A 12,667-nucleotide genomic window follows, 5' to 3' on the forward strand; every position below is an offset into this window, starting at 1 on the left:
GTGCTTGTGACTACCGTGTCGTTCCTGGGCTTCACCCTGCTGGTCGCGGTTATTTCCTATGCCTGCACGCGACGCGACCGGATGACGACCTGGGACGCGTACTTCCTTGGAGGCCGCAGCCTGTCGGCTTGGGTCATTGCGGGCTCGCTGATGCTCACCAACCTCTCGACGGAGCACCTGATCGGTCTGAACGGGGACGCCTTCAACCACACCATCGCCGTCACCGCCTGGGAGACGACCGCGGCGATCGCGATGGTCGCGACCGCGCTCTTCTTTCTGCCCCGCTACTTGCGCATGGGCCTGTCGACGATACCGGAGTACCTTGCCGCCCGCTACGACAGGGCCATCGGCGTGATCGCCGCGAGCGTGTTCCTGTTCTCGTACGTGCTCGCGATCCTGCCCGTTGTGCTGCTGTCCGGGGCCACCGGCATCGACAGCCTGTTCGGCTTGCAGGAGGCGTTCGGCCTGAACCAGGCGCAGGTGATCTGGCTCCTCGTCTGGGGCGTGGGAACGCTGGGCTCGCTCTACGCGATTCTCGGGGGCCTGAAGGCGGTCGCGATCTCGGACACGATCAATGGCGTCGGGTTCCTCGTGGGAGGCCTGCTGATCCCGCTGCTGGCGCTGATCCAGATCGGAAACGGGAATCCCTGGATCGGGTTGGAGACCGTGTACGTGGAGGAGCGTCCGAAGTTCGACATCACGGGCGACGAACCGGGGTCGTTCCTGCCATTCGGCGCCTTGTTCACGGGTATGGTCGTCAATCAGGTCTTCGCCTGGTGCACCGGCCAGCAGTTCATCCAGCGCGGCCTGGGAGCCAGGAGTCTCAAGGAAGGGCAGAAGGGAGTCCTGATCGCAGCGTGCTTCAAGCTGGTGGGCCCTCTCGTCGTCGTGCTGCCGGGTGTGATCGCGTACCACATGTTCAAGGACACGCTAGGGCCCGAGGACTACCTGCTGGCCTACCCCACGCTCGTGAAGGCGGTCCTGCCGGACTGGCTGACCGGCTTCTTCGCCGCGGTCATGGTCGGTGCCGTGCTGAGCACGTTCAACAGCGTGCTGAACTCGTCGGCCACGCTGTTCTGCCGCGACATCTACGGTGCGGTCCTGCGGCCGGGCGCCTCCCAGCGCGAGTTCGTCCGTGCGGGCCGCGCGTGCAGTATCGCGCTTGCCGTGGCCGCAATGCTCGTCGCGCCGATGCTCGACACGTCGGGCAGCCTGTACAACTATCTGCAGACGATCAACGCGGCGTTCTTCGGTCCGATGCTTGCCGTGATCCTGCTCGGCATGTTCTCGGCGCGCGTCTCGGCGTTCGCGGCCAAGGCGGGCCTGGTCGGCGGCCCGGTCCTGTTCTTCCTGATGGTCTTTACGTTCGACGATCCCGTGCAGTCGTTCCTGCAGGGCGTATTGGGGACGAACGACGAAATCCACTTCCTGCATTTCCTCGCAATCGTCTTCGTGGTGGTGGTCGCGTTCATGCTGGTGTCTGCGAGACTCCGGCCCGCCCGAAGCCGTGACGCGGAACCTGGCGCGGCACCGGTGGACATGACGCCCTGGAAGCACGCGACAGCGATGGGCGTCTTCGTGAGCGTCTGCTCGATCGGCTGCTATCTCCTGCTCGCGCAGTGAACAGGACGTTGACGCGCCGCTGTGCGTTCTGGCTCTGCCGCAGTCGGCGCGAGACAACAACGCCGGGGCCTGCGCACGGTGAGGGAACCCGATGGGCCCTGATTCCCGTGGTTCAACCTCGGAGCGGCATCTGCTGGAGCGTGCGCGTCGGGGGAGCCACCCGGCGGTCGACGTACTGTTCGAGCGGTACAGGTTGTGGCTGCGGCGCTGGGCGCGAGGCCGCCTGCCGCGCCGGGCGCGCGGGGCCGTCGACACCAGCGATCTGGTGCAAGAAACGCTGCAGCGCACGTTTGCGCACCTGACGTCGTTCAAGTCCACCCAGGCCAGGGCGTTGCGCGTCTACCTCCGGCGCGCCGTCGAGAACCGGATCCGGGACGAGATGCGGCGCGCGACGTTCCGCCAGGGCGTCATCCTGCCGGAAGGCACGGTTCGTACCTCGGACGCCTCGAACCCGCAGCGGCAGCTCATCGACGACGAGACCTGGCGGCTTTACCTCGACGCGGTGAAGCGGCTGCCCGATCGCGACCGCCGCCTGGTGGTGGCCCGAGCCGAGCTGGGGTACAACAGCGCGCAGCTCGCGTTCCTCGAACGGCTGTCGAGCCCGGCCGTCGCACGGGTGACCCTGCGGCGTGCGATGCTGCGGCTGAGCGCCCTGATGTCGGATGAATGAGGACGATCGCGACGACCTCGTCTCCGAGGTGGCCGATGCCGTCGCCTGGAACGAGGAGGTGGACTGGGATCGGTGTGCGAGACGTGCCGCTCCAGCCCGCCGCCGGATGCTCGACAACCTGCGCGCGCTGGCCCCGGTCTTCGCAACCGGCGACGCGGCGGGAGCCGATTCGGCGGCGTCGGTGCGGGCCGCCGAGCCTGCCGCCGGCGGATTCGTCCACCGTGCGGTGGCCGTGCTCTTCGGCATCGCCGTGCTGGAGCTGGCGGCGGCGGTCGTGCTGCTGCCCTGGCGCTGGGGCGAGTACCATCGGGCCCACGGCGACGTTGCTGTCTACGTCTCGATCCTGCTCGCCGGGCACGGCGCAAGCGCCGTCCTGCTGCTGTTCGCGGGCCGTCGCGAGCGGCGGACCTGGCTCCTCGGGGGCTACTTCCTCTTCCGGGCCACGCTGGCCCCCCTGCACATGCTCCCGGCCTTCCTGGGGCAGATGCCGCCGGCCGACCTGCTGCAGGGGGCCGTCTGGGAGATCCCGTGGCCGACCATGGCGGTGCTGCACCTGTGCGGATTGCCGCTGGCGCTGGCGATACCGCCCGCCTTCCTGTGGGCGTTCGCCAGAGAGTGCCCGCGGGTGCATCGGCGCACCCGGCTCGACGACCTGGCGCGCCGGATGGTGCCGGTCAGCGTGGCGGTCGGCGGCGCGATGTGCGCCGGGGTCGCAGCGGCGTACGTGGCGGGGCTGGTCGAGGAATCGGCGAGCGCAGCGTTGTACGGCGCGCTTCTCGAGGCGGCCATAGCCGTCTCGAACGTGCTATCGCTCGCCGCGGTGGTGGTCGTCGCGCTGCGCGCGCACACGGCGCCGGCCGCCGAGGTGCGGCGTGTCGTCCTGTTCAGCCTCGGGCTGCTGGTGTGGATGGGCATGGCGACGGCCTACGACCTCGTCGAGGTGTTCTCGCCCGGGTTTTGGCTGTCGAATTACGACTCGGGCTCGATCCTGTGGCTGATGCAGCCGATGCGCTTCCCCGGGATGGTCCTGCTCTGGTACTCGGTCCTCGCGGTGCGGGTGCCGCACCCGCGCGAGGCGGTCCGGGCGTCTTGCCGGCGGCTGCTGATGCGCCGGGGCCGACTCTGGCTGACGGCGGCGGCGTTGTGGGCGGCCCTGGGGGGGCTGGCGGCGGGGTATCGCGAGCAGACGCTGGGCGCGGTCCTGGCGGACCCGCTGGCGCAACTGGTGTTCGTGGCGGCGGCGGTCACGCTGCTGCTGCTCGCCGGCCGCGAGGAGATCGTCACCCGCCTGGACGCATGGATCTGTCCCCAAACGGCGGACCAGCGGCGCCTGCTCGCCTCGGCCACCGCGATGCTGGGGCAGGCGGGACAGCTTGCGACCGTGGGCCGCACCGTGGCGCGAACGGTCAGGCGCGGTTCCGGCTCGCCGGCCACCCTGCTGCTGGCAGCGGGCGCCGAGACGGCCGGCCGCGGCTTCAGGACGCCGGACGCCGCGATGCCACCCCTGCCTGTCGGGTCGGCGATCGTCCACATGCTGGAGACGGCCGGCGGATCGTTGCGGGTGCATCCGAGCGACGCGACGTCGGTCTTCAAGTTGCTGCCGTTCGAGGAGGCGGCGTGGGTGGTGGAGACGGGGGCCGACGCGATCGTGTCTGTTCCCGGTCCGGGGACCGAGCTGGTCGGGATTCTCGTGGTGGGACGGCGGTTCGATGACCGGACGGTGAGACCGGTCGACGTCCCCTTCCTCGAGGCGCTCGCGGCGGCCGCCGGGCTCGCCCTGGCGCGGCTGCACCTGCTGGAGGCGCCGGCCGAGAGGCCGTCGGAGTCGCCCCCGGCGCAGGAGTGTCCGGCGTGTGGATGCGTGACCGGGTCCGATGAGCCGCCCGGCTGCGGTTGCGGGTCGGCGTACACCGAGATCAGCGCGCCGAAGCTGCTGGCGGGCAAGTACCGGCTGACGCGGCGCCTGGGGGCCGGGGGAATGGGCGCGGTCTATCTGGCACGGGACCTGCGGCTCGAGCGCGACGTCGCCGTGAAGACGCTCGCCGGCGTGTCCGTGGCCGGGCTGATGCGACTGAAGCCGGAAGCCTGGGCGATGGCGACCGTCACGCATGCCGCGGTGGCGCAGATCCATGGCATCGAGTCGTGGCGCGGCCGGCCGGTGCTCGTCGTCGAGCACCTGGCCGGCGGCACGCTCGCCGACCGGTTGCGCCAGGGGCCGGCACCGGCGGCCGAGGCGGTCGCGATGGCCGCCGTGCTCGGCGACGCGCTCGCCGCGCTGCACCGCGCGGGGTATCTGCACGGGGACGTCAAGCCGAGCAACATCGGCTTCACAACCGACGGGTCGCCGAAGCTGCTCGATTTCGGCCTGGCCCGCGAGACCGCCGACACCGATGTGTGGGGCGGCACGCTGCGCTACATGTCGCCCGAGGTGCTCGCCGGCCGCCCGGCGGAGGAGGCCGACGACGTCTGGTCGCTGTGCGTGGTGCTGCACGAGATGGTGTCGGGGCGGCATCCGTTCGCAGACGGCGGCAGCGCGGCCGACGTGCAGGACCGCATCGGGCGGCAGCGACTGGCTGCCGACGACTCGTTGCCGGTGGGCTCCGGGTTGCCGTCGGCCGTGCTGGCGTTGACCGCCTCGCTGCTGACAGCGCGGCGGCCGGCCCGGCCGGCGACGGCGCAAGCGTTCATCGGCGCGCTCGAGGCCATGGCCGCGGCGCAACGCTAGATCGCCTTTCCTCCCCGTTTTTCTCTCGATCCCCTGTTTCGTTCCGAGGCGTCAGGCGTCTGTACCCCACGGACAGACCGGTTGAAGGAACGTCCCGCCGGACGAGCGGTTGCGGGGAGCGGCCGTTCCGGAGGGCGGAGGAGACAGGGGAGAACGCTGAGCGGATGAGCGACGACAACGTGCGCGATTGCCTGGCACGGGCGCGAAACCTGAACGACAGGGACGTGCGCGAGCTGAACCCGCAAGTCGAAGCGGGTTCGGAACCACGACGAGGCCACTGGCAACGGGAGGGCGCGCCGCGCCGCCGGCGGCCGGCGAGCGATCGCCGGCGCGACGGAGCAGCGCACGACAAGCACGGCAGGGCGCTCGCACACGACGAGCGCAACGCCACGGACCGCCGCGTGCGCGCATGGGCCGCGCGGGCGGTGGTCCTATGTCTGGCGCTTGCGCCGGCCACCGCCGCCGCGCAGCAGATTGGCGGTACGGTGACCGATGCGACCGGCGCGGTCCTGCCCGGGGTGACGGTGGAGGCGCGCAGCCCCGCGCTGATCGAGCAGGTGCGGACCGCGGTCACCGACGGCAACGGCCAGTACCTGATCGTCGCCCTCGAGACCGGCGCCTACACGGTCACCTACCGCCTGCCCGGCTTCGGCGTCGTCGTGCGCGAGGGCATCGAACTGAACAGCGGCTTCGGGGCGACCGTCGACGTGCAGTTGGCGGTCGGCGAGCTTGCCGAGACGATCACCGTCTCCGAAGCCAGGCCGTTGGTGGACATCCAGAACGTCGTGCAGCGGGCGGTGATGGACCGTGAGGTCATCGACAGCATCCCGACCGGCAAGTCGCTGGCCAGCTACGGTCTGCTCGTGCCGGGCATGGTGGGGGCCGAGTCGTACGGCACGAGCCTCGCCCAGGATTCGGGCGGGCTCACGTCGCAGACCATGCAGCGGATGTCGATTCACGGCGGCTCGCGGCACGACCAGCTCCTCCACCTCAACGGGCTGGACGTCGGCGACGCCTGGACGCAGGGCGCCAGCCTGGCCTACTTCCCCGACACCAACTTCGAGGAGATCTCGTTCGACTACTCGGCGAACGGCGCCGACGTGGAAACGGGCGGCGTCGTCGTCAACATGATCCCGCGCGAAGGCGGCAACCGGTTCAGCGGTTCGACGTTCACAATCTTCACGTTCCCGGCGCTGCACGCCGACAACCTCGATCAGGCGCTGATCGACCGCGGGCTGCCGTCGGGCACGCTGGTCGACGAGAACTGGACCGTGTCGCCCTCGGTCGGCGGTCCGCTCGTCCGCGACCGCCTCTGGTTCTTCCTGACGCACACCCGGCAGCGCGCCGACCTGAAGGCGCCCGGCGTCTTCGAGGCCGTAGACCCGCGCGCGCTGGTCTTCGAGCCCGACCCGGCCAGACCGACCGTCGACGAGGCGCTCGTCACCGAGCAGTCGATCAACTTCACGCTCCAGCCGACGGCCAGGGACAAGTTCAAGGCGTACTGGACGAACAGCGCCACGGACCGGCCGCGCCAACTGCAGGGGCGGACGCTGGGCTCGGTCTTCATCACGCCGGACGCGGCGGGCGCCGCCGAGGTGCGGACCAACGTCTACCAGGCGACCTGGGTGCGCCCTCACACCAACCGGCTGTTGTTCGAGGCGGGCGCATCGCGGCAACCGATTCGCCTGGTGTTCGGTCCCTCCGCCACCGCCGTCACGGAGTTGCCGGGCGTCTTCGAGGTCGCCCCGTTCCGCGCGTCCCGGAACATGTCCGGGTGGCTCTCGGGCCCGACGAGCCGGCGGAGCCCCAAGAACATCCGGTCCTACCGCGCCTCGCTGTCCTACGTCACCGGCAGCCACAACCTGAAGGTGGGCGCGACCCTGCTGCAGCAGCGGATCGCCGTGAGCGAGGAGAGCGACGCCAACTGGCTCTCGCTCTGGACCCTGCGCGGCGCGCCGTTCCGCGCGACCTACTGGGGTACGTCGGATTCGGCGAACTACGCGAGCCCGACGCTCGGGATCTACGCGCAGGAGCAGTGGACGCGCGATCGACTGACGGTGAACGCCGGTCTGCGCTGGGACTACGTGAAGGCCGGCTATCCCGACCAGGTGCGTCCCACGAACGACTGGGTGCCGCAGACTTTCGTCATTCCGGGCGCCGTCGTCGTGTCCTGGAAGGACCTGCAGCCGCGGCTCGGGCTGGCCTACGACCTGCGGGGCGACGGCCGCACCGCCGTCAAGTTCTCCGCCAGCCGCTACGGCGCGCGGGAGTCCTCGGACTGGGCCGAGCGCGTGAATCCGGCGGTGAGCAACCGCCGGCAGGACCGGTCGTGGAACGACGGCGCGACCTGCCTCGCCGCCGCCGTGTGCATCCCCGGCGACGGTCTGCCGCAGGGCGACCCGACCGACCCCGCGCCCAACGGCGAGCTGTTGAGCCCCAACGTCAACCTGGCGTTCGGCGAGCCCCTGATCACGCTCGTCTACGATCCGGAATGGGCGTTCGGATGGGGCAGCCGGCGGTCGAACTGGGAGTACGCGGCGAGCTTGCAGCACGAGCTGGCCGCCGGCCTGTCGCTCGACGTCGGCTACTTCCGCCGCAATCAGGTCAACCACAGCGTACGGGACGACCGTGCGGTCGGCCTCGACGATTTCGATGTCGCCTCGGTCACGGTTCCGGCGGACCCGCGGCTGCCGGGCGGCGGCGGCGGGACGCTGCGCTTCTACGATCTGAAACCGGGCTCGGTGCGGCTTCCCGACCAGACGCAGACGAGCGCCGCCGCCTACGGCGGCGAACGGGAGACCTGGAACGGCGTGGACCTCACCCTGGGCGCCCGTCTGGCGGTGCTGCTGCTGCAGGGCGGCGTGAGCACGGGACGGGCCTCGCTCGACTACTGCGGCGTCCAGGACGCCCTGCCGGAGCGGACGTGGCTCTACCGCGATCCGACGGACCCGTCGCAGTTCGTGGCCGGCGACGCGACCCCGCTGGAGCACTGCCGGCAGGACCACGACTGGCTGACGCAGGTCAAGCTGATCGCATCCTACGCCCTGCCGTACGGCGTTCAGGTCGCCGGGACGGTGCAGAGTCAGCCGGGACCGGAGCGCTCGGCCCTGCTGCAGTTCACCGACACCTCGCTGGGGCGCGACCTGACCAGCTACCCCGGCGGTGTGCAGTTGAACCTCGTTCCGCCCGGCTCGTTCTATGGCGAGCGGTTCAATCAGATCGACCTGCGGTTGACGAAGGTCCTGGACGTCGGCGCCGGCCGCCTGCGGGCGATGTTCGACGTCTTCAACGTGTTCAATGCGAACACGGTGACCAAGGAACAGTACGGCATGGCGTTCGCCGGCGATCCGAACTGGCTGGCGCCGCAGGTGATCATGCCCGGCCGATTGGGCAAGGTCGCTTTCCAGCTCGACTTCTGACTGCAGCCGGCGGCGAAACCGCGGCAGGCGGCGCGGGGAGCGGGGCCGAGGAGAGGGTTGTTCGACATGCGGCGCATCGACGTAGTGGTGCTGCTGGCCGTCGTGCTGGCGCTCCCTTGGCCCTTGCGGGGCGGGCGCCTTCTCGCTGTCGACAGGACGTCAGCGAGCCGGAGGTAGCGTCCAGGGCTCGTCGAAGGTCAGGCGCACGTTCTCGCGGGCGTTCACCTTGGCGCTGGCGTCGAGGCCGGCGTCTTTTTCGAGGGCCGCGCGGATTTGCTCGGGCGTGACGCGGTGCTCGGGGCCCAGGTTCAGTCCAAAGCGCTCGTTCAGCGCCTCGATGATACGCGAGAGCGCCTCCAGCTCCTCCGCAGCGCCGCCGGCGCGCGGCTTGCTCCCGGCAGGTTCAAGCGGCTCGCCGTGTCGTTCCAGCTTGATCCGGCCGCGGCTGGTCCGCTGGATGCGATGATCGTGCATCGACCGCATCCCGCGCCGGCAGTGGGCCGGGCGACGGTGCGCGACATCGTCGCCTTTCTCGAAGTGGCAGGAGTAAAGCCATGATGGAGTACAAGGGCTACGTAGCCGCCATCGAGTTCGACGACTCGGTGGACCGCCTTCACGGCCGGGTCGTCAACAGCGGCCCGTATCCCATCGCCACGTTCGAAGCGACCGACGTGGACGGGATTCGACTCGAGTTCCAGCGGTCCATCGACGAGTACCTCGCTTCGTGCAAGGAAGACGGGGTCGAACCAAGGAAGCCGTTCTCGGGCACGCTCAACCTGCGGCTTGGTCCCGACCTGCACCAACGGGCCGCCCTGTCCGCCAGCGCACGCGGCATGAGTTTGAACAGTTGGATCAAACTGGCGGTTGAGGAGAAGGCGTCGAGGTGACGGCGCGGACTCCGCATCGCGGGTTCGCAACTCGCCGCTTGCATGTGACAGTTCGGTGTCACAGCACCCTTCAGGGTGGAGCGGTCCACTTCGGCCGAGACGGAGAGGCGGTAAGGAGGCGTGGTGCCGGCGTTTTCCGGCCTACCCCGAGTACAAGGACTCTGGCGTCGATTGGCTTCCCGAGGTCCCCGCGCACTGGGAGATGAAGCCCATCTCCGCTGCCTCGCGCGGGCGGAAGAAGGTCTTCGCGCCGAGGCCTTGCGGACCTGAGCATAGCCCAGTGCGCACGAGTGGATCAAATTGACGGCACGTATACGCAGTTGCCGACATTTCATGCCAGCAAGGCTATGCCCGGAACAGGCGCCGCTGCAGCAGCGCCCGCATGTCACGACGTCCGTCCGCGATCACCATCACATAAACGCCGTCGTCCATCACGCGGTAGATGATCCGGTACGGCTTGAAGAAGACTTCCCGGTACTCCCGGACTCCCAGATCCAGCAGTTCCCTCGGGTAGCTGCCGCGCTCGGGGAACGCGGACAACGCCTGGAAGGCCTCTTCCATTCGGTCCAGCACACGTTCCGTTCTACTCGGCGCGTCTCGCCGGGAGACGTAGTCGAAGATCTCTTCCAGGTCACGGGCGGCGTCATCGGTCAGCCGGACCGTGACGGGCATCAGTCAGCCTGCCGGTTCCGAAGCCGAGCAATGACTTCCGCCGCCGGCTGCGCCCGACCGGCTTCGATCTGACGATTCCCCAGCGCGAGCATCTTGAGAAGAGCCATGCTCTCCTGCATCTGCTCATAGCTGTCGATGTCTTGCACGACGGCTTTGGCCTCGCCGTTCTGGGTCACGATCAAAGGCTCCGGCTGGTCCGCGAGCGTGCGGATGATCTCGGCCGCGTGGGCCTTCAGGTAGCTGATCGGTTTGATTCGGTCGGACAATGGCATGCTACGGCCTCCCGCAAGGACCAAATATAGTCCCTGAACAGGTCTTCCGGCAACGCCGCGGGGTCACCCCGTCATCTCGCGCGGCATGGCCACGATCTCCTTCTCCACCTGCTGGATGTCAGCCTCGATCTCCCAGCGGCCGGGGCGGGCGGTACTCGTAGAAGTAGCGGTTGAAGTTGATCTCGTAGCCGACGAATCCGACCTCGCGGTCCTGCGGATCCCGGCGCGTCGTGTCGATCCAGGCGTCGGGAACGTGCGGCTTCGCCTCGCGCGCGAAGAACGTCTCTACGGACTCTCGTAGAGGCACTTTCTCCGTGTCGCGCCGCTCCGGATCCGGCTCGGGGCGACCCTCTCGATCCCGGCAGATCTCCGCCTCGTCATTTTCTCGAAGTCGTAGCGCGACCTGTTGTAGAAGGCGAATCCGGAGGCGCGCCGGAGCTGCGGGTCGAGGTTGTCGATCTTGCCCGCGTACTTGCGGACGATCACGACCCGCTCGCGCGGGCTGGCACATCCCCCGCGCACGCGGGGCGACGCTCTCGATGTCCGTGGCGGCGACGTTTACGGCTGGCACATCCCCGCGCACGCGGGGCGACGGTGTTGCCCCGTTGCCGTGGTACGAAGACGAGACCGGTTCCTCCCCGCCCGGGCGGGGAAGAACCGTAGGCTTGTGCCCCAGCAGGTCTTGCAGCACGGGTCCATCCCCGCGTGCGTGGCCGGCTGCTGCAGTGGCGGTGATCGGCGGCACTCATGCAAGCCACTACCCGGAGTCGTGCCTCGAGTTCAGCGATTACGTCGTCTTCGGGGAGGGCGACGAGACGATCCTCGACCTGGTCGACGCCCGGTCAGGGGGCGGGACGTGGCGGATGTACCCGGCATCGCCTACCGGCGCGGCGATCGAGTCCTGCGCACAGCCGCCCGTCCGGGGCCGGAACGGTTTGACACCGTTCCCGACTTCTCGTTGATCGGCGGCTACCGGGCGGGCGCGGTCCAGAGCCGGCACCACCGGGGTCGCCGCCCGGCCGCCCGCCGTCACTCGGCGGCGACGATCATGATCTTGTCCATCTCCGCCTTGTCCGTGGACAGCTCGTTCTCTCCCGCCGGATAGTCGCTCCGGTCGAGCAGGTAGGCCACGACGTCGGTGTACTCCTGGTCCGACAGGCGGCCCGGCTCGTCCTCGGGCATCGTCAGCTTGATCCGATTGAACAGGTCCCCCAGCCGCACCTCGGTCCACCAGACGATGAAGTCGGCGCCGGCGAGGCTCGGCGCCATCTCGCCGCCCCGCAGGCGCTGCCCGTGGCAGGACGCGCAGTTCTGGTCGTAGACCCGCTGCCCGCGGCGCGCCTGGGCCGAGGAGAACACGCCGTCGAGGGTCGAGCTGGTGGTCTCCTGCACCGCGGCCGGGAAGGCCGCCCCGACCCCCGACGCGGTCTCGACCGCCGCGCCGCCCATGAGCACGAACGCCGACACCGCCGCCGCACCGCACACGGTCAACCACCTGCTCATCCGTCGTCTCCTGTCCCTCGGGAGGCGCCGTCACGGGACGGCGAGGACTGCCCGAGGATCGGGTGCCCGGACCAGGCGCCGCGAGGGGGCCGGCGGCCCGGCTGATTCTGCCTGCTCGATATGCGCATTCTGGCATTCTCGCCTCGCCCGATCAACCCGCCCGGCCGGCCGTGGCGAAGTCCCCGCGGCATCGATGCGGCGATGCAGCCCGCCTCGCCGGTTCGCCGGCGCCCTCCGGGCGCGGTGCAGCGCGGGATTCCGCCACGGACCGCCCGCCGGCCGGCCGTGACATCGTTCCCCGCCGATGAGCACTGCCGCACGCCGCCAGTCCGCCCGCGCGCTTCAGGTTCTCTCGCTCACAAATCGGCGACGACCGAGATCGGTCCCACGGGCGAGCGGTTTGTGCGGTGGGGGTTGGTCGGGCTCTAACCGTGTGGATGCCGGGAGGATCGATGGGTCACTTGGCCGCGGTCATTGAATTGACCTGGATCGTGTTGGTCTCGGAGTCCAGCGTGCCGACGACTGCCACTTTCTTTCCGGCAAACTCTCTTGATTTGTCCTGGTCGCTCAACCGATAGATTGCTTTGCCGTCAAACAAAACGAACGGGACGCTGTGGTCATCGACGCAAGCGATGGCGCAGGCAGCGTCGGTCGACCCCATCCGCATTCCGGAATGATCGGCTATGGGGCACTCGTCATCGGTGATCGTGCCTGAGAACGTCTGTCTGCTCTGGGCTGCAAACATCGTGGCGGAGGCAAGAAGAGCGGAGGCAAGAAGACCTGTCAGTAGATACTTCATAGAGCTCACCCAAAGCGATGTCATTCGCAACCTGCGGAAAATCAGGGGAAGGTGTCACACACCTTCCCCTGATTCGTGGTCGAAAACCCCGAGGCCG

13 protein-coding genes are annotated in these 12,667 nt (G+C 69.2%); 6 read left to right on the forward strand and 7 right to left on the reverse strand.

The genetic code is table 11. The features are described from left to right. From F4X11_26650 to F4X11_26665, 4 genes are all read left to right on the forward strand, one after another. Positions 1–1,623, forward strand: coding sequence for a solute:sodium symporter family transporter (locus F4X11_26650; protein ID MYN68553.1), 1,623 nt, complete (start codon positions 1–3; stop codon positions 1,621–1,623). Positions 1,624–1,714: 91 nt separating this feature from the next. Further along, entirely contained in the window at positions 1,715–2,293 is a 579-nt protein-coding gene (locus tag F4X11_26655; GenBank protein ID MYN68554.1) for an RNA polymerase sigma factor, read from the forward strand. Continuing rightward, positions 2,286–5,018, forward strand: coding sequence for a serine/threonine protein kinase (locus F4X11_26660; GenBank protein MYN68555.1), 2,733 nt, complete (start codon positions 2,286–2,288; stop codon positions 5,016–5,018). Before F4X11_26655 ends, F4X11_26660 begins: the two co-directional genes overlap by 8 nt. A 164-nt stretch (positions 5,019–5,182) precedes the next feature. Then, entirely contained in the window at positions 5,183–8,437 is a 3,255-nt protein-coding gene (locus F4X11_26665) for a TonB-dependent receptor (protein ID MYN68556.1), read from the forward strand. A gap of 159 nt (positions 8,438–8,596) precedes the next feature. Here the strand turns inward: F4X11_26665 and F4X11_26670 are convergent, their stop codons facing one another. Then, positions 8,597–8,911 (reverse strand): hypothetical protein, encoded by a 315-nt coding sequence (locus tag F4X11_26670; GenBank protein ID MYN68557.1) that lies wholly within the window; start codon positions 8,909–8,911, stop codon positions 8,597–8,599. Positions 8,912–8,991: 80 nt separating this feature from the next. Here F4X11_26670 and F4X11_26675 point away from each other — a divergent pair, with 80 nt between their 5' ends. After that, complete coding sequence (locus F4X11_26675) at positions 8,992–9,324, forward strand: type II toxin-antitoxin system HicB family antitoxin (protein MYN68558.1); 333 nt, start codon at positions 8,992–8,994, stop codon at positions 9,322–9,324. A gap of 55 nt (positions 9,325–9,379) precedes the next feature. Continuing rightward, entirely contained in the window at positions 9,380–9,628 is a 249-nt protein-coding gene (locus tag F4X11_26680; protein ID MYN68559.1) for a hypothetical protein, read from the forward strand. A gap of 41 nt (positions 9,629–9,669) precedes the next feature. Here the strand turns inward: F4X11_26680 and F4X11_26685 are convergent, their stop codons facing one another. The 6 genes from F4X11_26685 to F4X11_26710 all read right to left on the reverse strand — a co-directional run bounded on the left by F4X11_26685 (position 9,670) and on the right by F4X11_26710 (position 12,570). Beyond that, the gene (locus F4X11_26685; protein MYN68560.1) at positions 9,670–9,996 is read right to left on the reverse strand and encodes a type II toxin-antitoxin system RelE/ParE family toxin; all 327 of its coding nucleotides are present in this window, start codon (positions 9,994–9,996) and stop codon (positions 9,670–9,672) included. Further along, positions 9,996–10,268, reverse strand: a complete 273-nt coding sequence (locus F4X11_26690) for a type II toxin-antitoxin system Phd/YefM family antitoxin (protein MYN68561.1) — start codon at positions 10,266–10,268, stop codon at positions 9,996–9,998. The genes F4X11_26685 and F4X11_26690 overlap by 1 nt, the downstream gene beginning before the upstream one ends. A 118-nt stretch (positions 10,269–10,386) precedes the next feature. Further along, complete coding sequence (locus F4X11_26695) at positions 10,387–10,575, reverse strand: hypothetical protein (GenBank protein MYN68562.1); 189 nt, start codon at positions 10,573–10,575, stop codon at positions 10,387–10,389. Next, a complete protein-coding gene (locus F4X11_26700; GenBank protein MYN68563.1) occupies positions 10,554–10,754 on the reverse strand; it encodes a hypothetical protein in 201 nt (66 codons plus the stop codon). The genes F4X11_26695 and F4X11_26700 overlap by 22 nt, the downstream gene beginning before the upstream one ends. A 543-nt stretch (positions 10,755–11,297) precedes the next feature. Then, the gene (locus tag F4X11_26705; protein MYN68564.1) at positions 11,298–11,771 is read right to left on the reverse strand and encodes a c-type cytochrome; all 474 of its coding nucleotides are present in this window, start codon (positions 11,769–11,771) and stop codon (positions 11,298–11,300) included. 457 nt (positions 11,772–12,228) lie between these two features. Continuing rightward, positions 12,229–12,570: a hypothetical protein gene (locus F4X11_26710; GenBank protein MYN68565.1), complete on the reverse strand. Its 342-nt coding sequence runs from the start codon at positions 12,568–12,570 to the stop codon at positions 12,229–12,231. Between the last annotated feature and the right edge of the window lie 97 nt (positions 12,571–12,667).

The organism is Acidobacteriota bacterium (assembly GCA_009861545.1).
Lineage (GTDB): Bacteria > Acidobacteriota > Vicinamibacteria > Vicinamibacterales > UBA8438 > WTFV01.